The organism is Streptomyces sp. NBC_01546 (assembly GCF_045208355.1).
Lineage (GTDB): Bacteria > Actinomycetota > Actinomycetes > Streptomycetales > Streptomycetaceae > Streptomyces.
Map to the genome: position 1 here is coordinate 4,029,160 of NZ_CP109379.1, position 23,148 is coordinate 4,052,307.

General features: G+C 72.0%; 25 protein-coding genes, 1 tRNA gene and 1 pseudogene. 16 read left to right on the forward strand and 11 right to left on the reverse strand.

What is annotated here, in order from left to right:
* Positions 1-19 precede the first annotated feature (19 nt).
* Positions 20-439, reverse strand: coding sequence for a molybdopterin-binding protein (locus OHA89_RS18365; RefSeq protein ID WP_266608753.1), 420 nt, complete (start codon positions 437-439; stop codon positions 20-22).
* Between the two features lie 203 nt (positions 440-642).
* Positions 643-1,455, reverse strand: coding sequence for a VOC family protein (locus OHA89_RS18370; RefSeq protein ID WP_257555256.1), 813 nt, complete (start codon positions 1,453-1,455; stop codon positions 643-645).
* A gap of 100 nt (positions 1,456-1,555) precedes the next feature.
* Here OHA89_RS18370 and OHA89_RS18375 point away from each other — a divergent pair, with 100 nt between their 5' ends.
* A complete protein-coding gene (locus OHA89_RS18375) occupies positions 1,556-2,152 on the forward strand; it encodes an HhH-GPD-type base excision DNA repair protein (RefSeq protein ID WP_266608755.1) in 597 nt (198 codons plus the stop codon).
* A gap of 63 nt (positions 2,153-2,215) precedes the next feature.
* A complete protein-coding gene (locus tag OHA89_RS18380; RefSeq protein ID WP_215146227.1) occupies positions 2,216-2,689 on the forward strand; it encodes a cupin domain-containing protein in 474 nt (157 codons plus the stop codon).
* Here the strand turns inward: OHA89_RS18380 and opcA are convergent.
* Both opcA and OHA89_RS18390 read right to left on the reverse strand, forming a co-directional pair.
* Positions 2,638-3,570, reverse strand: coding sequence for a glucose-6-phosphate dehydrogenase assembly protein OpcA (opcA, locus tag OHA89_RS18385; protein ID WP_266608758.1), 933 nt, complete (start codon positions 3,568-3,570; stop codon positions 2,638-2,640). The genes OHA89_RS18380 and opcA overlap by 52 nt on opposite strands.
* A 74-nt stretch (positions 3,571-3,644) precedes the next feature.
* The gene (locus tag OHA89_RS18390; protein ID WP_406366660.1) at positions 3,645-5,243 is read right to left on the reverse strand and encodes a helicase HerA-like domain-containing protein; all 1,599 of its coding nucleotides are present in this window, start codon (positions 5,241-5,243) and stop codon (positions 3,645-3,647) included.
* 88 nt (positions 5,244-5,331) lie between these two features.
* Between OHA89_RS18390 and OHA89_RS18395 the strand changes: the two genes are divergently transcribed.
* Complete coding sequence (locus OHA89_RS18395; protein WP_017240525.1) at positions 5,332-5,628, forward strand: type II toxin-antitoxin system VapB family antitoxin; 297 nt, start codon at positions 5,332-5,334, stop codon at positions 5,626-5,628.
* A 158-nt stretch (positions 5,629-5,786) separates the two neighbouring features.
* The gene (locus tag OHA89_RS18400) at positions 5,787-6,455 is read left to right on the forward strand and encodes a LytR C-terminal domain-containing protein (RefSeq protein ID WP_374199298.1); all 669 of its coding nucleotides are present in this window, start codon (positions 5,787-5,789) and stop codon (positions 6,453-6,455) included.
* A 22-nt stretch (positions 6,456-6,477) separates the two neighbouring features.
* Here the strand turns inward: OHA89_RS18400 and upp are convergent, their stop codons facing one another.
* Positions 6,478-7,113, reverse strand: coding sequence for a uracil phosphoribosyltransferase (upp, locus tag OHA89_RS18405; RefSeq protein WP_215146234.1), 636 nt, complete (start codon positions 7,111-7,113; stop codon positions 6,478-6,480).
* A gap of 139 nt (positions 7,114-7,252) precedes the next feature.
* Between upp and OHA89_RS18410 the strand changes: the two genes are divergently transcribed.
* The 10 genes from OHA89_RS18410 (at position 7,253) to OHA89_RS18455 (ending at position 14,022) form a co-directional block, all read left to right on the forward strand.
* Positions 7,253-8,206 carry a universal stress protein gene (locus OHA89_RS18410; protein ID WP_257555259.1) on the forward strand — a complete coding sequence of 318 codons (954 nt, stop codon included), beginning with the start codon at positions 7,253-7,255 and terminating at the stop codon, positions 8,204-8,206.
* Positions 8,207-8,297: 91 nt separating this feature from the next.
* On the forward strand, positions 8,298-8,477 hold the full coding sequence (locus tag OHA89_RS18415; RefSeq protein ID WP_215146236.1) for a hypothetical protein: 180 nt from the start codon (positions 8,298-8,300) through the stop codon (positions 8,475-8,477).
* Between the two features lie 350 nt (positions 8,478-8,827).
* A complete protein-coding gene (locus tag OHA89_RS18420) occupies positions 8,828-9,379 on the forward strand; it encodes a hypothetical protein (RefSeq protein ID WP_215146238.1) in 552 nt (183 codons plus the stop codon).
* Positions 9,380-9,465: 86 nt separating this feature from the next.
* On the forward strand, positions 9,466-9,894 hold the full coding sequence (gene tadA / locus OHA89_RS18425; protein ID WP_266608766.1) for a tRNA adenosine(34) deaminase TadA: 429 nt from the start codon (positions 9,466-9,468) through the stop codon (positions 9,892-9,894).
* Between the two features lie 96 nt (positions 9,895-9,990).
* Positions 9,991-10,075 (forward strand) — tRNA-Ser (locus OHA89_RS18430).
* Positions 10,076-10,185: 110 nt separating this feature from the next.
* Positions 10,186-10,473 (forward strand): hypothetical protein, encoded by a 288-nt coding sequence (locus tag OHA89_RS18435; protein WP_215146242.1) that lies wholly within the window; start codon positions 10,186-10,188, stop codon positions 10,471-10,473.
* A gap of 368 nt (positions 10,474-10,841) precedes the next feature.
* Positions 10,842-11,003 (forward strand): hypothetical protein, encoded by a 162-nt coding sequence (locus tag OHA89_RS18440; RefSeq protein ID WP_215014193.1) that lies wholly within the window; start codon positions 10,842-10,844, stop codon positions 11,001-11,003.
* 207 nt (positions 11,004-11,210) lie between these two features.
* Positions 11,211-12,125 (forward strand): RNA polymerase sigma factor SigF, encoded by a 915-nt coding sequence (locus OHA89_RS18445; protein WP_374199299.1) that lies wholly within the window; start codon positions 11,211-11,213, stop codon positions 12,123-12,125.
* A 230-nt stretch (positions 12,126-12,355) separates the two neighbouring features.
* A complete protein-coding gene (locus OHA89_RS18450; protein ID WP_215146247.1) occupies positions 12,356-13,204 on the forward strand; it encodes an RNA polymerase sigma factor SigF in 849 nt (282 codons plus the stop codon).
* A 50-nt stretch (positions 13,205-13,254) separates the two neighbouring features.
* Complete coding sequence (locus OHA89_RS18455) at positions 13,255-14,022, forward strand: hypothetical protein (RefSeq protein ID WP_406366663.1); 768 nt, start codon at positions 13,255-13,257, stop codon at positions 14,020-14,022.
* A 76-nt stretch (positions 14,023-14,098) separates the two neighbouring features.
* On the opposite strand, the gene OHA89_RS18460 is transcribed toward OHA89_RS18455, so the two are convergent.
* Entirely contained in the window at positions 14,099-14,332 is a 234-nt protein-coding gene (locus tag OHA89_RS18460) for a hypothetical protein (RefSeq protein ID WP_215146251.1), read from the reverse strand.
* A gap of 103 nt (positions 14,333-14,435) precedes the next feature.
* Here OHA89_RS18460 and OHA89_RS18465 point away from each other — a divergent pair, with 103 nt between their 5' ends.
* A complete protein-coding gene (locus OHA89_RS18465) occupies positions 14,436-14,882 on the forward strand; it encodes a MarR family winged helix-turn-helix transcriptional regulator (protein ID WP_266612316.1) in 447 nt (148 codons plus the stop codon).
* Between the two features lie 103 nt (positions 14,883-14,985).
* Entirely contained in the window at positions 14,986-16,557 is a 1,572-nt protein-coding gene (locus OHA89_RS18470; RefSeq protein ID WP_323186054.1) for an MDR family MFS transporter, read from the forward strand.
* 12 nt (positions 16,558-16,569) lie between these two features.
* On the opposite strand, the gene OHA89_RS18475 is transcribed toward OHA89_RS18470, so the two are convergent.
* From OHA89_RS18475 to OHA89_RS18495, 5 genes and pseudogenes are all read right to left on the reverse strand, one after another.
* The gene (locus OHA89_RS18475; protein WP_266608774.1) at positions 16,570-17,190 is read right to left on the reverse strand and encodes a TetR/AcrR family transcriptional regulator; all 621 of its coding nucleotides are present in this window, start codon (positions 17,188-17,190) and stop codon (positions 16,570-16,572) included.
* A gap of 89 nt (positions 17,191-17,279) precedes the next feature.
* Positions 17,280-19,423, reverse strand: a pseudogene (locus OHA89_RS18480) (glycosyltransferase family 39 protein).
* The gene (locus tag OHA89_RS18485; protein WP_266608778.1) at positions 19,420-20,694 is read right to left on the reverse strand and encodes a bifunctional glycosyltransferase family 2/GtrA family protein; all 1,275 of its coding nucleotides are present in this window, start codon (positions 20,692-20,694) and stop codon (positions 19,420-19,422) included. The pseudogene OHA89_RS18480 and the gene OHA89_RS18485 overlap by 4 nt, the downstream one beginning before the upstream one ends.
* Before the next feature lie 25 nt (positions 20,695-20,719).
* Complete coding sequence (locus OHA89_RS18490) at positions 20,720-22,357, reverse strand: ATP-binding protein (protein ID WP_406366666.1); 1,638 nt, start codon at positions 22,355-22,357, stop codon at positions 20,720-20,722.
* Entirely contained in the window at positions 22,357-23,124 is a 768-nt protein-coding gene (locus OHA89_RS18495; RefSeq protein ID WP_285443920.1) for a response regulator transcription factor, read from the reverse strand. The genes OHA89_RS18490 and OHA89_RS18495 overlap by 1 nt, the downstream gene beginning before the upstream one ends.
* Positions 23,125-23,148 lie beyond the last annotated feature (24 nt).

The window sequence follows — 23,148 nt, forward strand, 5'->3', positions numbered from 1 at the left end:
TGCGGACCCCGACGGGTGATCAGACGGTCCGGAGCGAGATCTCGGTCGACTTGATCAGCGCGACGACGGAGGAGCCGGCCGCCAGGCCGAGCGCGTCGACGGCGTCGGCGGTGATGGCGGCGGTCAGCCCGCCGCCGTTCACGTCCACCTTGACGGAGGCCATGGCGGGTCCGGCGGCGACGTCGGCGACCGTGCCGGCGATCTGGTTGCGGATCGACAGGTTCTCGACCGGCCCGGTGGCGAGTGCCACTTCGGTGGCCTTGACCAGCGCCGTGACCGAGGATCCGGTCCCGATGCCGAGCTCCTTGACGGCGTCGGCGGTGATGGCGGCGGTGATCTCCTGGCCGCCCTCGAGGCGGACCTTGACCGCGGCCATGGCCTCACCGGCGGTGACGGCGGTGACGGTACCGGCGAGTTGGTTGCGAATGCTCAGGCTCATGATGCGTTGACCTCTTGCGTAGGCGTCACGTCGCACGACACGGACGGGCCGCACGGAGCGAAGGCATGCCGCCCGCGGACGGCCACCGGGGCGGGCACGCCGACGTGCCCCGGCCGTGAATCACCGGCAAGGGCACGGGGGGCGTTTCGCGCGGTCGGGCGGTTAGGCGGTCGGGCGGTCAGGCGGTCGGCCGGTCAGGCGGCTCAGCCGAACTTCGGCATCTCGCCGACCGTCGTCGACATGTCGATCACCGCGAAGGCCGCACCCTGCTGGTCCGCCACCGCCGCGAAGCGGCCGAACGGGCTGTCCATCGGGCCGAAGTGGAGCTTCCCGCCGTGCTTCTTCGCCTTCTCCACCGCCTCGTCGCAGTTCGGGACCCCGAAGTAGACCTGGATCCACGGCGGCAGGTCCGCCGGGAAGTCCTTGTCCATCTTCATCCGGCCCAGCACCGGATTCTCGGGGCCGCCGAGGCTGAAGACCTTGAAGTCCATGCCGGCCATCTCCGGGTCGTCGCCCGCGTCCATCTGCTGGGCGCTGTACGGGAAGACCTTCGGCAGGAAGGCGTCCGCCTTGGCCGGCTCCCGGGTGAAGACCTCCGCCCAGGCGTACGCGCCCGGCTCGCCCATCTTCTCGAAGCCCTTGTGGTCGCCCGGCTGCCAGACGCCGAAGACCGCGCCGCTCGGCTCCTTCGCGATCAGCATCGAGCCGAAGCTGCCCACCTGCATCGGCCCCATCAGCACCTCTCCGCCGGACGAGGTGACCTTCTCGGCCGTGGCCGCCACGTCGGGCGAGGCGAAGTACAGACACCACTGCGACGGGGCGTCGGCCCCGGGCATCGGGGGCACCACGGCCGCGACGGCCTTCCCCCCGGAGTAGGCCTGCGTGTAGTTGCCGTACTCGCTGCTGGCCTCGCCGAAGGTCCAGCCCAGCACATCGCCGTAGAAGGTCTTCGCGGCCTCCACGTCGGCGAACATCGCGTCCACCCAGCACGGTGCGCCTTCGGTGAACTCAACCATGATCGATCGACTCCTCGGACTCGTAGCTGTCGTCGTAGACACGCTAGGCGCGCGGTGTGCCTCCCGCGCGGGGAACGCGTCCGCGCGGGAGGCTGGAGCCATGGACAAGGACATCACCATTCGGCTGGCGCAGCAGCCGGACGCCGACGCGCTGCTCTCCCGGAGCCCGCTGGCCGCACTCGTCGGGATGCTGCTGGACCAGCAGGTGCCGATGGAATGGGCCTTCTCGGGCCCCTGGACGATCGCCCAGCGGCTCGGCTCCGACGACCTGGACGCGCACGCCATCGCCGCGTACGACCCGGAGGCCTTCGCCGCGCTGCTCTCGCAGAAGCCCGCCGTCCACCGCTATCCGGGGTCGATGGCGAAGCGGATCCAGCAGCTGTGCGCGTACCTGGTGGAGCACTACGGCGGGGACGCCGAGGCCGTCTGGGCCGATGTCGCGACCGGGGCGGAACTGCTGGCGCGCCTCAAGGCACTGCCCGGCTTCGGCGAGCAGAAGGCCCAGATCTTCCTCGCCCTGCTGGGCAAGCGGCTCGGCGTGCGCCCGAAGGGCTGGCGGGAGGCGGCGGGCGGGTACGGACCGGCGAACGTCTACCGCTCGGCTGCCGACATCACGGGCCCCGAGTCCCTGGCCAAGGTCCGGGCGCACAAACAGGAGATGAAGGCCGCGGCCAAGGCCGCGAAGGGCTCGGATTGACCGGCTCGAAGAGTGCTGAATTGACCCCTGAGACCGGTCTATCCAGGCCCTAGATTAGGGGACATGACAGAGATCGCGACCCGCGCCGCCACCGCCGAAGCCATCCAGGACGCCCCCGGCAGCCTCATCACGCTGCTCACGGACACCGCCGAACTCACCTGCAACACCGCCACGTTCGACGAGGGCGCGGCCGGTGCCCCGGTGCACTTCCACACCAAGGCCACCGAGTTCTTCCACGTCACCGCCGGCCGGCTCGACATCCTGGTCGGGGACGAGGTCCAGACCCTCGACGCCGGCGACTTCATCGCGATCCCGCCGGGCGTCAAGCACGCCTTCGCCCCCGCCGCCGGCCACACGGCCAGCGTGTTCGTCGGCTTCACCCCCGGCATGGGCCGCTTCGACTACTACCGTCTCCTCGGCCGGGTCAACGCGGGCGAGGCCACCGTGCAGGACATCAAGGACAGCTCCCCCACGTACGACAACCACTACGCGGAGAGCGCCGCCTGGAGCGGCCGCCGCCGCAGCGCGGAGCCGTAGATCACGTCCGCGTCGAGGCGGCGCAGTTCCTCCGCGATCAGTTCGGCGCCGCTGCGGATCTTCAGGGCAACGCTGCGGTCGGGGCTCCCCGGCAGGATCAGCGTGGCCAGCGCGCCCGCGGGCCGGTCCACCCGCATCTCGCCGCCCGTGGTGCGCAGGCTGACCCGGGTGATCACCGGGCCCTCGCCCGCCACCCGGTCCACCGGCACGCCGAGCCGGTCCTCCAGCCAGCGCGCGAGCAGTTCGGCGCTCGCGTTGCCGGGCTCGCTCTCCACCGCCGCGCCGGTCACCGGCAGCGGCTTCTGGTCCAGGGCGGCCGCCAGCAGGGCCCGCCACGGCGTCAGCCGGGTCCAGGCCAGGTCGGTGTCCCCGGGCCGGTACGCGGCGGCCCGTTCGCCTAGTACGCCGACCGGGTCGAAGGCCGCGGCCGCGTCCGTGATCCGGCGCTGCGCGAGGGAGCCCAGGGAGTCCCGCGCCACGTCGGCGGGGGCGTCGGCCGGCCACCACGCCACGACGGGCGCGTCCGGCACCAGCAGCGGCAGTACGACCGAGCCGGCCTGCTCGGTCAGCTCCCCGTGCAGGCGCAGCAGCAGGGTCTCCCCGGTCCCGGCGTCCGAGCCGACCCGCAGCTCGGCGTCCAGCCGGGTCGCGCGGAGCTTGTGCGAGCCCCGCGAGGTCCGCTTGATCACCGTGATGATGCGGCAGGGGTGCTCGCGCGAGGCCTCGGAGGCCGCGCGCACGGCGTCGTAGGCGTTCTCCTCGTCGGTGACGACGATGAGGGTCAGCACCAGCCCCGTGGTGGGGCTTCCTATGGCCCGGCGGGCTTCGAGCAGCGCCCGGTTGATCTTGCTGGACGTGGTGTCGGTCAGTTCGGTCCGCATGCACCGAGTCTGTCAGCGACGGACCGGTTCCAGTCACCCGGTTCGCTGGATTCCGCCTCGAACGGGGCTTCGGCTCACCGCCGTTTGCGGGCCGTCCCGAAGATCGAGCGCGAGATCTCCCGGCCCACCTGCGTCCCGATCGACCGGGCCAGCGAGCGGAACAGCCCGCTCCCCACCACCTGTTCGGCCAGCGAGGGATCCGGCTTCGGCGCGCTGCGCGCCGTCTTCTCGGCCTCCTTGGCCTGCTTCGCGGCCTCGGCGGCCGCCGCCGCGGCCTCCGCCTCCGCCTCGGCGGCGGCCTGCTCGGCGCTGATCTTCTCGTACGCCGACTCGCGGTCGACCGGCTCCGCGTAGCGCGACCAGAGCAGCGAGGACTTCACCGCCTGGTCCAGGGCCGTCGGCTCGATCGGCCCCATCAGCGACTGCGGGGCCCGCAGCCGGGTCGCCGCGACCGGGGTCGGCGCGCCGTTCTCACTGAGCACGGTGACGACCGCCTCGCCCGTACCCAGCTGGGTGAGCAGCTCCTCCAGGTCGTACGGAGAGTTGGGGAAGGTCTTCACGGTCGCCTTCAGCGCCTTCGCGTCGTCGGGGGTGAAGGCGCGCAGCGCGTGCTGCACGCGGTTGCCGAGCTGGGCGAGCACGTCCCCCGGTACGTCCTTGGGGGTCTGCGTCACGAAGAAGACGCCCACGCCCTTGGAGCGGATGAGGCGCACCGTCTGGGTGATGGAGTCGAGGAAGGCCTTCGAGGCGCCGTTGAAGAGCAGGTGCGCCTCGTCGAAGAAGAAGACGAGCTTGGGCTGCTCCAGGTCGCCGACCTCCGGCAGGTCGTTGAAGAGGTCGGCCAGCAGCCACATCAGGAAGGTGGAGAAGAGCTGCGGCTTGTCCTGGACCGCGGGGAGTTCCAGTACGGAGACCATGCCGCGGCCGTCCGCGGCGGTCCGCAGGAACTCGCTGGTGTCGAACTCCGGCTCACCGAAGAACTCCGCGGCCCCCTGCTGCTCGAAGGCGGTCAGCGACCGCAGGATCACCCCGGCCGTCACCGTGGACAGTCCGCCGATGCCCTTGAGCTCCGGCTTTCCCTTGTCGGAGACGAGGAAGGCGACGACCGCGCGCAGGTCCTTGAGGTCGATCAGCTCCAGGCCCTTGGTGTCGGCGTAGTGGAAGATCAGGCCGAGGGACTGCTCCTGCGTCTGGTTGAGCTGGAGCACCTTCGACATCAGGACCGGGCCGAAGCTGGTGACGGTGGAGCGGACCGGGATCCCGGGGCCGATGCCGCCGAGCGAGTAGAACTCGCTGGGGTATCCGGTGGCCTCCCACTCCTGGGCCACGTCCTTGGCCCGTTCCCCGACCTTCTCGTTCGGCGCACCCGGGGCGCAGATCCCCGAGACGTCGCCCTTGATGTCCGCGAGGAAGACCGGGACCCCGTTGGCCGACAGCTGCTCGGCGATGAGCTGGAGGGTCTTGGTCTTGCCGGTGCCGGTGGCGCCCGCGACCAGCCCGTGCCGGTTCAGCATCGGCAGGGGGATGCGGATCTGGTGGCCCGGCAGGCAGGTGCCGTCCCACAGCAGGGCCCCCAGGTCGAGCGCCGGTCCGGTGAAGGCGTATCCGGCAGCGATCTTGTCGGCCGGGCCCGTCTGATCCGCCACGACGGCCGGGTCGGTGCTCTCGCTCATGAATCACTCCCGAATTGGCGCCCTTCGCCACTTTTGCACCAACGCGGCGAGGCTGCGCTCGCAGGGCCGGGCCCGGTAGGCTTTCCGTGTGATCTTCAAGCGCATCGGTAACGGAAAGCCGTACCCCGACCACGGCCGGGAAAGCACCCGGCAGTGGGCGGATGTCGCGCCGCGCCCGGTCCGGCTCGACCAGCTGGTGACGACCAAGGGGCAGCTCGACCTCGAAACGCTGCTCGCCGAGGACTCCACCTTCTACGGCGACCTCTTCGCGCACGTCGTCAAGTGGCGGGGCGACCTCTACCTGGAGGACGGGCTGCACCGCGCCGTGCGCGCTGCCCTGCAGCAGCGCCAGGTGCTGCACGCCCGCGTCCTCGAGATGGACTGAGCCCTCAGGCGACCCCGCGCGGCGCCGCCCGGCCCTGCCCTGCCGCAGCCCGTCCACGGGCTGCGGCGCTTCGCGTGGATTGCGCCTTTCGGGTCACCATTGACCTATCAGCAGATCATTTAGTAGGCATCGCCACCGGGCGGCACTACGCTGCGCCCATGAGCATGCTCACTCCCCCCGGCATGGGCGGAAAGTACCGCGTCACGGGAGCCGCCTACCCTCGTATGAGTCGTAAGCGGAGCCGTCGTCGGATCGTCTTCGCCGTGCTCGGCTCGGTCCTCGCACTGGCCCTGCTCGGCTACGGGGCCTTGCAGCTCATCGACGTGTTCCAGGGCGACAGCCCGAAGCGGAACACGGCCGCGGGCGCCAAGGACTGTCCGACGAAGGCGGCCGAAGCGGCCGTCAAGGGCGGCCCCGAAGCCGCCTCGGCCGCCTCCCCGAAACCCGCGGTGGTGCTGCCCCAGCCCGCCGACATCACCGTCAACGTCTACAACGCGACCCCGCGCGCGGGACTCGCCAAGGCCGTCGGCGACGAGCTGAAGAAACGCGGCTTCGTCATCGGCAACGTCGGCAACGCCCCCGCCGACTTCGACAAGAAGGTCCCCGGCACCGGGATACTGCTGGGCTCCCCCGCCACCGACAAGGCCGCCTTCAGCGTGCTGGGCACCCAGCTCGCCGGCACCACCCAGCAGACCGACACCCGCGAGACCGCGGACATCGACCTGATCCTGGGCGACGCCTTCAAGGAGCTGAGCACGAAGGAGGACGCGGACAAGGCGCTGGCCCTGCTGGCCAACCCCGCGCCCGCGCCCGCCACGAAGTGCTGATGCGCCGATCCGGTGCCCAGGGCTACTCGGCCGAGCCGTACATGCGGTCGCCCGCGTCGCCCAGGCCCGGAACGATGTAGCCGTGCTCGTTGAGCCGCTCGTCCACCGCGGCCGTCACCACGGTCACCGGCGTGCCCGCCAGTTCGCGCTCCATGATCTCGACGCCCTCGGGCGCGGCCAGCAGCACCACGGCCGTGACGTCGTCGGCGCCGCGCTTGATCAGCTCCCGGATCGCGGCGACGAGCGTGCCGCCGGTGGCCAGCATCGGGTCGACGACGTAGACCTGCCGCCCGGAGAGGTCCTCCGGCATGCGCGTCGCGTACGTGGAGGCCTCCAGGGTCTCCTCGTTGCGGACCATGCCCAGGAAACCCACCTCGGCGGTCGGCAGGAGCCGCACCATGCCGTCGAGCATGCCGAGGCCGGCCCGCAGGATCGGCACGACCAGCGGGCGCGGGTGCGAGAGCTTCACGCCGGTGGTCTTGGCGACCGGGGTCTCGATGTCGGCCTGCTCCGTGCGCACGTCCCGGGTGGCCTCGTACGCGAGCAGGGTCACCAGCTCGTCGGCGAGCCGCCGGAAGGTGGGGGAGTCGGTGCGCTTGTCGCGCAGGGTGGTGAGTTTGTGCGCCACCAAGGGGTGATCGACGACCTGCAAACGCACAACATCCTCCAAAACTCGGCCTGCGACCTGCAAAAACGGCCGCGAGACGCGACCTGCAGCCAAAAGGCTACGCGCTGACGGGGCCCCTGCGCGTCCGTCTGGGGATGCGACCCGCGCGGGAGCCCACCAGGCTGGACTGGTGAGCAACGCACCGGTGATCGCCGCCGTCGACGGATCCGAGCACAGCCTCAGGGCCCTGGACTGGGCCAGGGCCGCGGCGCTGCGGCACGGTACGGGGCTGCTGATCGCCCATGTACTGCCCGACCACGCCCAGTTGTATGCGGGACGCCGGGCCGCGCTGCACGACGCCTCACAGCCGGAGGAGTTCGCCGACCCGGTCAGCGACCGCATCCGGGCCCTGCTGGGCGGCGGCCCCGAGCTGCCGGAGGGGATCACGTACGAGTCGCTGGAGGGCTCCGTCCCCGAGGCCCTGCGGGTGATCGGCGCGGGGGCCCTGATGCTGGTGATGGGCTCCCGGGGGCGCGGCGGCTTCGCCACCCTGCTGCTCGGCTCGAACAGCCGCGCCGTCGCCACGACCGCACCGTGCCCGGTGGTGGTGGTCCCGCACGCGGAGCGGCACGCGCCGGACGCCTCGGAGGAGGAGTCCGCCGGGAAGGTGGTGCTCGGGCTGCACGCCGCGGAGACCCCCGACGACGTCCTGGCCTTCGCGTTCGCGGAAGCCTCCGTGCGGGGGACCACCGTCCAGGTGGTGTCCGCGTACGCCATTCCGCCCGCGCCGACCCTGGTGATCGACAGCCCCTTCGCGGTGATACCGCCGGAGGGCCTGGCGGACGACGGGGACGCCGTACCGGCCGAGCGGGAGATGCTGCGGTCCCAGACGGAGCGGCTGGCGCCGTTCCGCACCCGCCACCCCGACGTCCCGGTCATGCAGGCCGCCGTGCCCGGGGACGCGGCGGGCCGGCTGGTCATGGCCTCCCGGTCGGCGGCGCTGGTCGTGGTGGGGCGCCACCATCCGCGGCGCAAGGCCATGTCGCTGCTGATCGGCTCGGTGGCGCACGCGGTGCTCCAGCACGCCCACGGACCGGTGGCGGTGGTCCCGGCGCTCTCCGACGACGGCACGGACCCGGCCTGACCGGTCTGACCTGCGATGGGGTGGCATCAAACGGCCCGTCCGGGGGAAGGTGGGTGCAGGGGGATGACCGACCAGCCCGGGGTGGTGGCCGATGCCCGACACGCAGCCGAGCGACGAGGTGCCGGAGACCGCGGCGCAGCGCCGAGCACGCCGCGCGCAGTTCCTGCGCGACCTGATGGAGGCGCGCGAACTGCGCGACCGCGTCCAGCCCCGCCGCGCCCGCGCCGCCCGCATGCGGCAGCAAATGCGCATGCGCACGTTCCGCTGGTAGCAATTTCAGCCCCGTCTGGGGGTACCCCCAGACGGAGTCTGGGGGAGTTTGAGGCGCGGGGTCCGGGGCGGAGCCCCGGCAACGGCGCCGCACCGTTGCGACACGAGCGGCCCGCAGGGCAAGCGACACGGCCCCGCCACCCCGACACGCCCCGGCGCCACAACCCCGCGCAGCCCCCGGCAGGGCACGGCACGGGACGACGCAAGCGCGGAAGACCTCTCGCAAAGCCGCCGTTTCTGCCACGATGCCGATTGGGCGGGGCAGTACGGCGAGCACCACGGCCGTTCGACCCCATCCTCCGGCCGGGGGGACCTCCAACCGGCACGCCTAAGACCAGTGGGAGAGTCACGGTGTATTTCGCCGCACTGCTCGCGCGCACCGAAGACGGGTGGGAAGCGAGCGACATGGAACTCGACGACGTCGAGTCCCTCAGTGATCTGATCGATCTCGCCCGGTCCGCCGCTGTCGACGACGACACGGTGGTCGCCCTCATCGAGCAGGAGGACGCCTGGTTCGGCGTCGTCCGCGTGGACGGGGAGGAGGACCCGCGGTACTTCGTGTCGAACGCCTCCGCGGCCGCCCGCAGCTCCTACGGCTCGATGCTGACCAAAGAGCTGCTGGGCAGCGACGAGGAGGACGACGAACTCGACGAGCTGGACCTGGACGGCACCGAAGACGGCGAGGAGGAACCCCTCACCGCCTTCGCCGACGAGACCGACGACGACGAGGACGAGCTGGGAGGGACCGGCGCGGAGCCGGTACCGGCCGGCCCGCTCGGCGACCCCCAGTTGCTGGACGACCTCGGCGTGACCCACAAACAACTGATGACCCTGGACGGGGACGCTCTCTCGGAGATCGCCGAGTCCCTCGGCGCCACCGAGGTCCTGGAGGCAGTCCGCTAGTGCTCCCTCCGCACGACACGCACCACACGCACGACACGCATGACACGCACGACCCCGATCCCGTAAGGGACCCGTGGCGGGACTCCATGCGCCTGGCGCTCCAGGAGGCCGCCCGGGCGGTGCCGGCCGGCGATGTGCCGGTCGGCGCCGTCGTGCTCGGCCCCGACGGCACGGTCCTCGCCACCGGGTACAACGAGCGCGAGGCGACCGGCGACCCCACGGCGCACGCCGAGGTGGTCGCGCTGCGCCGGGCCGCGGCCGCAGTCGGGGAATGGCGGCTTCCGGGGTGCACCCTGGTGGTGACCCTGGAGCCGTGCGTGATGTGCGCGGGCGCGCTCGTGCAGTCGCGCGTCGCCCGGGTCGTCTACGGCGCGGACGACGAGAAGGCGGGCGCGGCCGGCTCGCTCTGGGACCTCGTACGGGACCGCCGTCTCAACCACCGGCCCGAGGTGATCCGCGGCGTCCTCGCCGCGGAGTGCGCCGAGCTGCTGACGGACTTCTTCCGCGACCGGTGACCCGACCGGCTGACCCGACCGGCCGACGGGCCCCGCTGACCGGCCCGGCGGATTCCGATTTCAAAGAATGCGGCTCCTTAGGCTAGGATCCATCTCGGTAGTGTGTCCGAGTGGCCGAAGGAGCTCGCCTCGAAAGCGAGTATGGGGCAACCCATCGGGGGTTCAAATCCCTCCACTACCGCTCCGATCGAGAGCCCCGCCCCGCAAGGGTCGGGGCTCTCGGCGTTCCACCCGCACGTCCCTACGGATGACGCCCGCGTGACCGCCCGCCCCCTCGGCCGTTGTCACGGCATGACCAAGACCCAGCGCATGCTCGCCGCCTTCGCCCTCGCGGGGGCCGCCGCGGGCCTCGCCGCACCCGCCGCCTCCGCCGCACCGCTGGCCCCCCTCACCCTCCCGGACCTCCCGACCGCCCCGGGCATGCCCGCGGGGGCCCAGCCCGCCTCCGTCCAGGAGATCGGCGCAAAGGTCGCCGAGGGCGCGAACCAGCTCAACCAGCTGATGGAAGTGGTGAACCAGACGCAGCAGCTGACCGCCCCCGTACAGCCCGCGGTGGACCTGCTCGGCGGTCTCGAGTAGCGGTACCGCGAGCGGGAGAACGCGAAGAAGGCCCCGACCGGGGTCGGGACCTTCCACGTGTGGACGGGGGAAGTGGCATCGGGGGGACAAGCCACTTCCCCCGATGAGGACGGAACCTGCCAGCCCGAGCCGCAGTCAGGGGGAAGCTTGCGGCTCGGACCCCGCAGTGAGGTCCTGTCCCTCACCCGCCGATTTCCTGCCAGAACCGGTGGGCTCACACCAATCCTGCGCCCCCCGCAACCGCGGACGCACCGGCAAAGGACCCGGAGTACGGGGTCATTGGTCCTTAAAGGAAAGGTGAGTGTCCAAACATGACCGGTTAGACTCACCCGACTTTGCAGTACCGGTTGGGGAGGCCGTCACCGCTCATGGACACCAAGAAGCTCATCACGGGCGCCCTCACGGTCTTCGTGCTCTTCGTGATCATCACCCAGCCCAAGCGTGCGGCCGAGATGGTGGGAATTGGCTTCCAAGGCATATCGGATGCGGCCTCCGGCATCGGCGAGTTCATGACCGAACTGGTGCGCTGAACCCGTACGCTGAAGCGGCTTCCGGATTCTCCGGCCCCCCACTCCGACGGGTGGGGGGTTTTTTGCATACCCACCACTGGGCGCAATGCCCCAATATGCCCAACTTGCCCTCAACACGGTGATATACGGTGCTTGCACACAGTGCACATCTCTTGTGATGCTATGACCGCTTTTGACGGATGAGTTGACTGAAGGGGTGGCGTGACCGTGCCGGCCAGTACAGCGCCTCAGGTGCCACCCCAGCAGGACCCTCAGCAGGACTCCCAGGTGCCGCCCCAGCAGGAGCCCCGACAGGAGCCGCGACAGGAGCCCTCCCCCGAGGAGCCCCCGGCCCCGCCCACGCCCCCGAGACCCCCGAGCAGGGGCGCGGACACCCGGGCCCTGACCCAGGTCCTCTTCGGGCAGCTGAAGGGGCTGCAGCCGGGCACCAGCGAGCACACCAGGGTGCGCGGGGCCCTCATCGAGGCCAACCTCCCGCTCGTCCGTTACGCGGCCGCCCGCTTCCGCAGCCGCAACGAGCCGATGGAGGACGTGGTCCAGGTCGGCACCATCGGACTGATCAACGCCATCGACCGGTTCGATCCGGACCGCGGGGTACAGTTCCCGACCTTCGCGATGCCGACCGTCGTGGGCGAGATCAAGCGCTACTTCCGCGACAACGTCCGCACCGTCCACGTGCCCCGCCGCCTCCACGAGCTGTGGGTGCAGGTCAACGCCGCCACCGAGGACCTCACCACCCTCCACGGCCGCACCCCGACCACCGCCGAGATCGCCGAGCGGCTGCGCATCACCGAGGACGAGGTCCTCTCCTGCATCGAGGCCGGCCGGAGTTATCACGCAACTTCGCTCGAGGCCGCCCAGGAGGGCGACGGCATGCCCGGCCTCCTCGACCGCCTCGGATACGAGGACCCGGAGCTGGCCGGGGTCGAGCACCGCGACCTCGTCCGCCACCTCCTCGTACAGCTGCCCGAGCGTGAACAAAGGATCCTGCTCCTGCGGTACTACAACAATCTGACGCAGTCGCAGATCAGCGCCGAGCTCGGCGTCTCCCAGATGCACGTCTCCCGACTCCTCGCCCGGAGCTTCGCCCGACTGCGATCCGCAAACAGGATCGAGGCGTAACCGGAACGAGTGGAGATCATTCACGCGTTTCCCGACAGAACGGGCTGATCGCCCCCTGGCCTCGTCTGTCGCTGGAGATATATGTCGACTTGGCGCTACAGCGTGTTGCCGACATGTGACATTCTGCTTGAACCGCGTTTGCCGCAGCCCCGCCTCCGGTATTCAGGTGGAGGCTGCGTTCCTCCGACGGACGCGCCGTACGCGACCGTCCGCGACCTCAAGGGGGTGGCATGTCCGTAGACCAGGGCAGCTCCAAGGTGCTCACGCTCGTCAAGAGCGCGACGCCGGCAGCACCGGCAGCGTCTGACCGCTCGGAAGCCATCGACACCCGCACCCTCTCCCGCTCCCTCTTCCATCGCCTTGCCGCCCTGGACGCGGACAGCCCCGACCGGGCGTACGTACGCGACACCCTGATCGAGCTGAACCTGCCCCTGGTCCGGTACGCCGCCGCGCGCTTCCGCAGCCGCAACGAGCCGATGGAAGACATCGTCCAGGTCGGCACCATCGGCCTGATCAAGGCGATCGACCGGTTCGACTGCGAACGCGGAGTGGAGTTCCCGACGTTCGCGATGCCGACCGTCGTGGGCGAGATCAAACGATTCTTTAGGGACACCTCCTGGTCCGTCCGCGTCCCGCGGCGCCTCCAGGAGCTGCGCCTCGCGCTGACCAAGGCCAGCGACGAGCTCGCCCAGAAGCTGGACCGCTCGCCGACCGTCCCCGAGCTCGCCGCCGTCCTGGGCGTCTCGGAGGAGGACGTCGTCGACGGCCTCGCCGTGGGCAACGCCTACACCGCCTCCTCGCTCGACTCGCCCTCCCCCGAGGACGAGGGCGGCGAGGGCTCGCTCGCGGACCGCCTCGGCTACGAGGACACCGCGCTCGAGGGTGTCGAGTACCGCGAGTCCCTGAAGCCTCTGCTCGCCAAACTCCCGGCCCGGGAACGGCAGATCATCATGCTGCGGTTCTTCGCGAACATGACGCAGTCGCAGATCGGCGAGGAGGTCGGCATCTCCCAGATGCACGTCTCCCGGCTGCTCACCCGCACCCTCGCGCAGCTGCGCGTAGGCCTCATCGGCGAGTGATCCGGGCGCACGGGCTTCCCAATTGACGGACCGTCAGGAAAACTGGCGCGATGCGAAAGGGACCTCGCGCGGCCATCCTCCTCGCCCTGTGCTGCACGGCCGCCGCCGGCCTCACCGGCTGCGGCGGCCCGGCACGGGACGGCTACGTCGCCGTGGGCGCCGCGGCCCCGGGCCCCGAACGGGGCGCGGGGGAGAACGTGGCGCCGCAGGGCCAGGTGGAGTTCCAGCCGCTCGGCGGCCCGTCCGCGGCGGGCGGCTCCTCCGTGTCGTCCAGTACGTCGGCCAGTACGCCTGGGTCCCAGGTGCCCGGCGGCTCCGCCCCGGGCGGAGGCACGACCACCGGACCCGGCGGCTCCGTACGCGCCCCGGGCACCGCACCCGGAGCCGGCCCGCCCACCACCGCACCCGGCACACCGGGCAGCCCTGGCACACCCGGCAGCCCCGGCACGCCGAACACGCCGTCGAGCCCGCCCGCCAAGCCCGGCACCACGCCCCCGGCGCCGCCGGCCACTCCGGCGAAGCTGACGCTGTCCACCCCCGTCAGGGCGGCCGCGGACGACCGCTGGTGCGAGCGGGTCACCGTCACCTTCACCAACACCGGGACCGCCGCGGCCCGTTCGGGCACGGTCGGCTTCGCGACGCACATCATCGGCGCCCTCGGCATCGACTGGGCCACGATCACCACCGCCCAGCCGCTGCCCGCACCCATCGCGGGCGGGGCCGCGAAGACGCAGACCTACACGGTGTGCGTGGAGGCGTGGCGGGTGCCACTGGGCATGCACGTGGAGACCCGGCAGGTCACGGCCACCTGGAACTGAGGCCGGAACCGGAACCGGACCCGGGACCTGGCGGGGTCCGGGTCCGCGGTCCGGGTCCGGGTCCGGGTCCGCGGGATCAGTGCAGGACGACCCAGGCGGCCGCGCCGATCACCAGCACCAGCGCGACGGCCAGCCCCAGCCACATGCCCTTCTTCGGGCCTGCGGCCTGCTGCTCCTCCTCGCGGCGCTGGCGACGGGTGGGGGTCTGCCGGGCCGGTGCGGCCTCCTCGACGAACGCTCGGAACATCTGGGTGCTGCCCGCGGGGTCGTAGTTGCCCTCGGGGCCCTGTGAGTTGTGGTTCGCAGCCATGGGGCAGGACCCTAGCCGGTTTTCCGATTCTTTTACCGCCCCACCCCCCGGATTCGTTTGCCTGTAGCAACCATCCGCTTCTATGGTTGCTCTAAGCAACAAGATGGGGGGCTGTCCGGTGGGCACGCAGACGGCGGAGATCACGCGGTACGAGGAGCTGGCCCGCCAGCTCACCGGGATCGGCGCGGTCAAGCGCGACCTCGCCCGCAGCCTGCCCCCGGACTGCCCGCCCGGCGCCGCCGCCGTCCTCACCGTGCTCGACCGGCACGGAGAGATGCGGCTGAGCCGGCTGGCCGAGCTCATGGCCGTCGACATCTCGGTGACCAGCCGCCACGTCACCCACGTGGCCGAGCGCGGCTGGATCGACCGCGAGGCCGACCCGGGGGACGGCCGCTGCCGGATCCTGCGGCTCACCCCGGCCGGGCGGGCGCTCCTCGCCGAGCTCGGCGCCCGCTACACGGCCGCGCTGGAAAGAGCGCTGGCCACGTGGTCCGCCCAGGACATCGACGCACTCAACACCCTGCTGGCCCGACTCCGATCGAGCTTCTAGCCAAAGGAAAGACATGGTTCAGTCGGAGACGACGAACGACAACCCGCCCCCGTCCGTGACCCCGCCCGCGACCGCGCCCGTGGCGACGGCCACGACCATGACCATGACCCACCCGCAGATCATGAAGGCCCTCTCCGGGCTGATGCTCGGCATGTTCGTGGCGATCCTGTCCTCCACGATCGTCTCCAACGCCCTGCCCCAGATCATCAGCGACCTCGGCGGCACGCAGTCCTCGTACACCTGGGTGGTCACCGCTGCCCTGCTGTCGATGACCGCGGCCACCCCGCTGTGGGGCAAGCTGTCCGACCTCTTCAGCAAGAAGCTGCTGGTCCAGATCTCCCTCGTGATCTACGTCCTCGGCTCCGTGGTCGCGGGCATGTCCCAGAACACCGGCACCCTGATCGCCTGCCGCGTGGTCCAGGGCATCGGCGTCGGCGGCCTGTCCGCCCTCGCGCAGATCGTGATGGCCGCGATGATCTCCCCGCGCGAGCGCGGCCGGTACAGCGGCTACCTCGGCGCGGTCTTCGCCGTCGCCACCGTCGGCGGTCCGCTGCTGGGCGGTGTCATCACCGACACCGAGTGGCTGGGCTGGCGCTGGTGCTTCTACGTCGGCGTGCCCTTCGCGATCATCGCCCTGATCGTGCTCCAGCGCACCCTGCACCTGCCGGTCGTACGCCGCGAGGTCAAGGTCGACTGGCTGGGCGCCTTCCTGATCAGCGGGGCCGTCTCGCTGCTGCTGATCTGGGTCACGCAGGCCGGCGACTCGTACGAGTGGATCTCGTGGCAGACCTGGGCGATGACCGGCGGCGCGGTGGCGCTCGGCCTGCTCTTCGTCCTCGTGGAGTCCCGCGCGAGCGACCCGATCATCCCGCTGCGGCTGTTCCGCAACAAGACCATCACCCTCGCCTCGGCGGCCTCGCTGTTCGTCGGTGTCGCGATGTTCTCGGGCACGGTGTTTTTCAGCCAGTTCTTCCAGCTGGCCCGTGGCGAGTCCCCCACGATGTCCGGAATCCTCACGATTCCGATGATCGGCGGGCTCTTCGTCTCCTCCACCGTTTCCGGTCAGGTGATCACCAAGACGGGTAAGTGGAAGGCCTGGCTCGTCGTCGGAGGCGTCCTGCTGACCGCCGGTCTGGGGCTGCTGGGCACCCTGCGGTACGACACCCCGTACTGGCACATCGCGATCTACATGGCGCTCACCGGCCTCGGCCTCGGCATGATGATGCAGAACCTGGTCCTCGCCACCCAGAACCAGGTGGCCCCCGAGGACCTGGGCGCGGCCAGCTCGGTCGTCACCTTCTTCCGCTCGCTCGGCGGCGCCATGGGCGTCTCGGCGCTCGGCGCGCTGATGGCGCACCAGGTCACCGGGTACGTGAAGGACGGCCTGGCCGCGCTCGGCCCGAAGGCCGCGGCGCTCGGCCACGGCGGCACGGGCGGCGGCGCCATCCCGGACCTCGACAAGCTGCCGGCTCCCATCCGTACGGTCATCGAGTCGGCGTACGGGCACGGCGTGGGCGATGTCTTCCTCTACGCGGCGCCCACCGCGCTGCTCGCGCTGCTGCTCTGCCTGTTCATCAAGGAGGTCGCGCTGAAGTCGAAGCCCGAGGCCCACGCTCCGGCGGCCGGTTCCGCCGAGGCGGCCGCCGCCCCCGCGGAGGTAGCGGCCAAGGCCTGAGTGCCAAGACACCTACGGGGTGGCCTTGGCCTCGATGCCTGCGATCAGGACGTCGAGCGCGAGGCAGAAGTCGCCCTCGGGCGCCCGCCGGGCCGCGCCCCCGCAGCCGTGCAGGAACTGCGAGACGGCCAGGTGGGCGCCGGTCCGGGCGGAGTCCGCGAGGCCCGTGGCGTCCAACAGCCGCTGGAGGGCGGCGTCGAAGGCCCGGGCGTGCGGGCCGATGTTCGGATAGGCCGCGGTGAGCGGGGCCACCCAGGGGTGGTCCGTCAGAAGCCGGCGGTAGCCCCGGGCCAGCGACCGCAGCCGGCCGGGCCAGCCCTCAGGGGCGGGCCCGGCCGACAGGGCCAGCTCGCCGAGCGCACGGTCCAGGGCGAGTTCGAGCAGCTCGTGCTTGGTGTCCACGTACCAGTACAGGGACATCGCGGTGACCCCGAGCCCGGCGGCGAGCCGCCGCATCGAGAACCGGGCCAGCCCCTCGGAGTCGAGCAGCCGCACGGTGGCGGCGGTGATCCGCTCCCGGTCGAGCCCGGAGGGCGCCTCGCTGCGGCGTCTGGCGGGTGCGGCGGGCCTGGCGGTCAGCCACACGCTGGACTCGACCGGTAGCGGATCACCGGAATCGGCCGCGATCACCATGGAGGCACCCTCCTCACGCCAGGTGGATCAGCCCGGAATGCCCGGTCCGCCCTCTTGATGCTAGGGGGTGTGGCGCCTGTCGGGCCGGATCAGGACGTGGGAGCCGTCAGGTCGTAGAAGGTGGCTCCGCCGACCGTGCCGGCCTTGAAGGTGGCCTTGATCCAGGTCTCGATGGCGGTGCCGGTGGCTCCGCCCGGGCCGCCCTGGCGCATGCCTCCGGCTGCTTCGCCGGGGCCGCCGCCAGTGGCTCCCCCGGTGCTGCCCTGGGCGATGAACCAGTGGATCTTCCCGTCCCGCACGTACTGCTTGAACTGCTCCAGGGTCGGCGAGGGGTCGCTGCCGTTGAAGCCGCCGATCGCCATCACCGGCGCACCGGTGGCCAGCTGGTAACTCGCCGCGTTCTGCGAGCCGATGGCCGCCGCCGCCCAGGTGTACCGGTCGGCGTCGGCGCTCAGGGCCGCCTTGGCCTCGGCGCTGACCTGGGTACCGCCGAGCAGGCCGCCGGGTCCACCCTGGCCGCCGCCGGCGCGCTCGAGGCCGCGCCCGGCCTGACCGCCCGCACCGCCCGGGCCGCCGTTCTGACCCGCCTGGGGCGCCTGGCCCCCGGCATGCCGCCCTGCGGCGGGTTGTTGCCGCCATGTGGGGCGCCGCCCTGGCCCGCACCACCGGGGACGCCCTGGGGCATCTCGCCGGCCCCGCCCGCACCGCGCATCATGCCGCCGGGTCCGCCCCGGCCGCCCGCCACCGCGGGCCCCGCCGTCACGATGGAGCCGGTGTGCCCGGTGCTCACGGTGGTCAGGCAGTACGCGAGAGGTCCCGCCAGCGCCGCGCCCAGCCCCAGCGCCGCTATGGCCAGCAGCACCCGGCGCCCGGCCCGCGCGGCGAACGGCAGCGCGGCCGCTGCGAGCAGCCCGCCCACCAGCACCGCCCAGCGCAGCCACGGCAGATAGCCGGTGGCACGGCCGAGAAGCACGTACGACCAGACGGCGGTCAGGGCGAGCGTGCCGGACAGGGTGAGGAGCGCGGCCCGGGTGCCCCGCTCCTCCCACAGCACGGCGACGCCCATGCCGATCAGCGCGGCCACGAACGGCGCCAGCGCCACGGTGTAGTACTCGTGGAAGATGCCCTGCATGTAGCTGAAGACGAGCGCGGTGATCAGCATCGAACCGCCCCAGGCCAGGAACGCCGCACGGGCCATGCCCTCCAGCGAGTCGGTGGCCCGGCGGGCCCGCCAGGTGACGACCAGCCCGGCCACGAGCAGCACCAGGGCCGCGGGCATCAGCCAGGAGATCTGACCGCCGATATTGGCCGAGAACAGCCGGTCGATGCCCGTCTCACCCCAGCCGCCGCCTCCGCCGCCGCCACCGGCTCGTCCGCCGCCGCCGACGCTGCCCGTCTCGTTGCCGTTGATCCGCCCCAGCCCGTTGTAGCCGAGGGTCAGTTCCAGGAAGGAGTTGTTCTGCGAGCCGCCGATGTACGGGCGGGAGGAGGCGGGCCACAGTTCCACGATGGCCACCCACCAGCCGCCGGCCACCACCATCGCGAGCCCGGCCAGCAGCAGCTGGCCCAGGCGCCTGCGCAGCGGGGTGGGCGCGCAGACGGCGTACAGCACGGCGAGCGGCGGCAGGATGACGAAGGCCTGCAGGGTCTTGGTGAGGAAGGCGAACCCGACCGCGACACCGGCCCAGAGCAGCCACTTCGTACGCGCCCCGTCGAGGGCGCGCAGGACGCAGTACACGGTGACCGTGAGCAGCAGGGTCAGCAGTGCGTCGGGGTTGTTGAAGCGGAACATGAGCGCGGCGACGGGCGTGAGCGCGAAGGCGGCCCCGCTCAGCAGCGCGGCCCCCGGCCCGAACTGGCGTCGTACGGAGGCGTACAGCACGGCGGTCGTCGCGACGCCCATCAGGGCCTGCGGGACGAGGACCTGCCAGGAGCCGAGCCCGAACAGCCGGACCGACAGCATCATCGGCCACAGGGCGGCCGGGGGCTTGTCGACGGTGATGGAGTTCCCGGCGTCCGAGGAGCCGAAGAAGAAGGCCTTCCAGCTCTCACTGCCCGCCTGCACGGCGGCGGAGTAGAAGGAGTTCGCGTAGCCGGAGGAGCCCAGGTCCCACAGCAGCAGGAGGGCCGTGGCGATCAGGAGCCCGGTGAACGCGGGCCGTTCCCAGCGGGGCCGGCCGGTTCGGGCCCGGGCCTCGGCGGCCGGGAAGAGCGGAAGTGCTGCCGTGGTCATCGACTGTCCTTGGGCGTAGGGAACTCGGGGCCGCGCCGGTCGGGAAAGACCCAGGCGCGGAAGAGCAGGAACCGCAGCACGGTGGCGGCGAGGTTGGCCGTGATCAGTACGGCCAGTTCGGTGCTGTGCGCGGGGTGGGCCGCGGCCGCCCCGAGGGCGGCGAGGGAACCGCTGGTCAGGGCCAGTCCGATGGCGAACACCACCAGCCCCTGGGCCTGGTGGCGCACGGCCCGGTCCCGGCCGCGCACGCCGAAGGTGAGCCGGCGGTTGGCGGCGGTGTTGGCGACGGCGGAGAGCAGCAGGGCGGCGCCGTTGGCGATCTGCGGGCCGGTCCCGGCGCGGAAGGCGGAGTACAGCAGCAGGTACAGCAGGGTCGACAGGGCTCCGACGGCACAGAAGCCGAGGAGCTGGCGGGCCAGCCCGCGGTCCACCCCGGGCAGGGCGGCGCGGTCGCGCGGGTCGTCGCCGAAGGGGCGGGCGAGCCGGTCGAGCGGGAGCGCGCCGACGGCCAGGGCCCGGCCCACCCGCCAGACGCCCTTGAGGTCCTCGGTGGCGGTCCGGACGATGTGAACGGTGGAATCGGGGTCGTCGACCCAGTCGACCGGCACCTCGTGGATCCGCAGCCCGGCGCGCTCGGCGAGCACGAGCAGCTCGGTGTCGAAGAACCAGCCGGAGTCCTCCACCAGCGGCAGCAGCCGCTCGGCGACCTCCCGCCGGATGGCCTTGAACCCGCACTGGGCGTCGCTGAAGCGGGCGGCGAGGGAGGAGCGCAGCAGGAGGTTGTAGGCGCGGGAGACGAACTCCCGCTTCGCTCCCCGCACCACCCGGGAGGAGCGGGCGAGGCGGGTGCCGATGGCGAGGTCGGAATGGCCGGAGATCAGCGGGGCGACCAGCGGCAGCAGGGCGTTCAGGTCGGTGGAGAGGTCCACGTCCATGTACGCGAGGACCGGCGCGTCGGAACCGGACCAGACGGTGCGCAGGGCCCTGCCCCGGCCCTTCTCCTCCAGCCGGGTGCTGCGTACGCAGTCCAGTGCGGCGGCCAGCCCGGCCGCGACCTCGGGGGTGCGGTCGGTGCTCGCGTTGTCGGCGACCGTGATCCGGAAGGGGTAGGGGAAGGTCCGGCTCAGGTGCTCGTGCAGTCGGCGCACGCACGGGCCGAGGTCCTTCTCCTCGTTGAAGACCGGGATCACCACGTCGAGGACGGGCTCGCCGGGCACGGGCGCGAGGGGCGCCCGTGCCGGAAGGGCCCCGGGAGAGGTGTCGGTTCGCATGGTCCGACACTCGCCGGGCGGCCTGTCACCTCTGTGTGGTGAGCCTGTGGCCCGTCTTTGAATCCGGCTGCGGGTCCGGCTGCACGTCCGGCTTCGGGTCCGGCCGCGGGTCCGGCTTCGGGTCCGGCCGCGGGTCCTGCTGCGAGTCGACGGGCACCCGGCCCTCGGACTGGGCGCGCGGCAGCAGGACCTCGAAGCAGGTCCGCCCGGGCTCGCTCCGTACGCCGACCCGGCCGCCGTGCGCGGTGACGACGGCCTGGACGATGGCGAGTCCCAGGCCGGTGGAGCCCGCCGCCCGGGAGCGGGAGGCGTCGCCGCGGGCGAAGCGCTCGAAGACGTGGGGGAGCAGGGCGGGCGGGATGCCGGGCCCGTCGTCCTCGATCCGCAGCCGGACGACGCGTGTTTCACGTGAAACACGCGCGGTGACCGTGGTGCCGGGCGGGGTGTGGGTGCGGGCGTTGGCGAGGAGGTTGACCAGGACCTGCTGGATGCGGGCCGGGTCGCCGCGGACGGGCGCGGGCTCGTCGGGCAGGCAAAGCCGCCAGTGGTGCTCGGGTCCGGCGGCCCGGGCATCGCTGACGGCGTCGATGACGAGGGGGGCCAGGTCGGTGTCGGTGTCCGTGTCCCCGGCGGTGAGCGGGCGGCCCGCGTCGAGCCGGGCCAGCAGCAGCAGGTCCTCGACCAGCCCGGTCATACGGGTGGCCTCGGACTCGATCCGGCCCAGCGCGTGCCGGGTGTCGGGGCCCGGCTCCTCCCGTCCCCGGCGGGTCAGTTCGGCGTAGCCGCGGATGGAGGCCAGCGGGGTGCGCAGTTCGTGGCTGGCGTCGGCGACGAACTGCCGGACCCGCGTCTCGCTCTGCTGGCGGGCCGTGAGGGCGGCGGAGACATGGCCCAGCATCCGGTTGATGGCCGCGCCGACCTGGCCCACTTCGGTGCGGGGGTCGGCCTCGGCATCCGGAACCCGCTCGTGGAGAGCGGGTTCGCCCTTGTGCAGGGGCAGTTCGGAGACCCGGGTGGCGGTGGCGGCGACCCGGCGCAGCGGCCGCAGGGCGACCCCGACCAGGGCCTGCCCGGCGAGGGAGGCCGCGATCAGCCCCGCCAGGGTGACGCAGACCTCCACCGCGATCAGGGTGCGCACGGTGGAGTCGACCTCGTGCAGCGGGAAGCCGAGGACGACGCTTCCGTCGGGCGCGGACAGCACCCGGTACGCCCCGAGCCCCGGAAGGCTCAGGTTGACCGCTTCGGCCCTGCCCGGCCCGGCCGCGCGAGGGGCCTTGGCGAGGACGGCTGTCTGGGCCTCGGTGAGGGGCTGCTGGTTGCCGTGCTCGGGGTCTTCGGCGCGCACGCTGCGGTCGGCCCCGAACACCTTGCCGTCGGAGTCCATGCGGAATCCGACGGCGCCCAGCGGGGTGCCCGGGGAGCCGAGGACGGACTTCCCCTCCCTGAGCGCCTTCTGCATTCCCAGCGGCGAGGCAGCCATGTCGACCGAGATCCGCAGCTGCTCGTCGAGCTTGTCGACCAGGTACGAGCGCAGGGCGAGGGTGGTGACGGACCCGATGGCCGCGCCCACCACGGCGATCAGTGCCACCGCCGAGACGACCAGCCGGGTCCGCAGCGACCAGGGCCGACGGGCACGCGGTCGCCGGTTCGTGCGACGGGCCACTATTCGGCCGGCTTGATCAGGTAGCCGGCGCCGCGCCGGGTGTGGATCAGCGGCGCCATTCCCGGCCCGCTCTCCAGCTTCCGCCGCAAGTAGGAGATGTACAGCTCGACCACATTGGCCTGGCCGCCGAAGTCGTAGGACCACACCCGGTCCAGGATCTGCGCCTTGCTGAGCACCCGGCGCGGGTTGCGCATCAGGTAGCGCAGCAGCTCGAACTCGGTGGCGGTCAGGTGGATCTCCCGCCCGGCGCGGACCACCTCGTGGCTGTCCTCGTCGAGCCGCAGATCGCCGACGGCGAGCACCGAGCCGCCGCGCGCCGCCTGCGCCGCGCCCGAACGCCGGACCAGGCCGCGCAGCCGGGCCACGACCTCCTCCAGGCTGAACGGCTTGGTGACGTAGTCGTCGCCGCCCGCCGTCAGACCCGCGATGCGGTCTTCCACGGAGTCCTTGGCGGTCAGGAAGAGCACCGGGACCTGCGGGAGCTCCCGGCGCAGCTGCCCCAGGACGGCGAGCCCGTCCATGTCGGGGAGCATGATGTCGAGGACCACGACGTCGGGCCGGAACTCCCGGGCCGCCCGTACCGCACCGGCCCCGTCACCGGCGCTGCGGACCTCGCAGCCCTCGTAGCGCAGGGCCATGGACAGCAGCTCGGAGAGCGAGGCCTCGTCGTCGACGACGAGGACCCGGCATGGCCCGCCGTCGGGCCGCACCAGGGCCGTGGGGTTGCTGGTGGACGTGGACGCGTGGGTGGTGGTCGTCGCAGTCATGCATCCACGCTGTCCGGCGCCCCT

Excerpts from the sequence above, each read along its gene's own strand:
- OHA89_RS18365 (WP_266608753.1), bottom strand. The coding sequence starts at position 439 with ATGAGCCTGAGCATTCGCAACCAACTCGCCGGTACCGTCACCGCCGTC.
- OHA89_RS18370 (WP_257555256.1), bottom strand. The coding sequence starts at position 1,455 with ATGGTTGAGTTCACCGAAGGCGCACCGTGCTGGGTGGACGCGATGTTC.
- OHA89_RS18375 (WP_266608755.1), top strand. The coding sequence starts at position 1,556 with ATGGACAAGGACATCACCATTCGGCTGGCGCAGCAGCCGGACGCCGAC.
- OHA89_RS18380 (WP_215146227.1), top strand. The coding sequence starts at position 2,216 with ATGACAGAGATCGCGACCCGCGCCGCCACCGCCGAAGCCATCCAGGAC.
- opcA (WP_266608758.1), bottom strand. The coding sequence starts at position 3,570 with ATGCGGACCGAACTGACCGACACCACGTCCAGCAAGATCAACCGGGCG.
- OHA89_RS18390 (WP_406366660.1), bottom strand. The coding sequence starts at position 5,243 with ATGAGCGAGAGCACCGACCCGGCCGTCGTGGCGGATCAGACGGGCCCG.
- OHA89_RS18400 (WP_374199298.1), top strand. The coding sequence starts at position 5,787 with ATGAGCATGCTCACTCCCCCCGGCATGGGCGGAAAGTACCGCGTCACG.
- OHA89_RS18415 (WP_215146236.1), top strand. The coding sequence starts at position 8,298 with ATGCCCGACACGCAGCCGAGCGACGAGGTGCCGGAGACCGCGGCGCAG.
- tadA (WP_266608766.1), top strand. The coding sequence starts at position 9,466 with ATGCGCCTGGCGCTCCAGGAGGCCGCCCGGGCGGTGCCGGCCGGCGAT.
- OHA89_RS18435 (WP_215146242.1), top strand. The coding sequence starts at position 10,186 with ATGACCAAGACCCAGCGCATGCTCGCCGCCTTCGCCCTCGCGGGGGCC.
- OHA89_RS18440 (WP_215014193.1), top strand. The coding sequence starts at position 10,842 with ATGGACACCAAGAAGCTCATCACGGGCGCCCTCACGGTCTTCGTGCTC.
- OHA89_RS18450 (WP_215146247.1), top strand. The coding sequence starts at position 12,356 with ATGTCCGTAGACCAGGGCAGCTCCAAGGTGCTCACGCTCGTCAAGAGC.
- OHA89_RS18455 (WP_406366663.1), top strand. The coding sequence starts at position 13,255 with ATGCGAAAGGGACCTCGCGCGGCCATCCTCCTCGCCCTGTGCTGCACG.
- OHA89_RS18460 (WP_215146251.1), bottom strand. The coding sequence starts at position 14,332 with ATGGCTGCGAACCACAACTCACAGGGCCCCGAGGGCAACTACGACCCC.
- OHA89_RS18465 (WP_266612316.1), top strand. The coding sequence starts at position 14,436 with ATGGGGGGCTGTCCGGTGGGCACGCAGACGGCGGAGATCACGCGGTAC.
- OHA89_RS18470 (WP_323186054.1), top strand. The coding sequence starts at position 14,986 with ATGACCCACCCGCAGATCATGAAGGCCCTCTCCGGGCTGATGCTCGGC.
- OHA89_RS18475 (WP_266608774.1), bottom strand. The coding sequence starts at position 17,190 with ATGGTGATCGCGGCCGATTCCGGTGATCCGCTACCGGTCGAGTCCAGC.
- OHA89_RS18485 (WP_266608778.1), bottom strand. The coding sequence starts at position 20,694 with ATGCGAACCGACACCTCTCCCGGGGCCCTTCCGGCACGGGCGCCCCTC.
- OHA89_RS18495 (WP_285443920.1), bottom strand. The coding sequence starts at position 23,124 with ATGACTGCGACGACCACCACCCACGCGTCCACGTCCACCAGCAACCCC.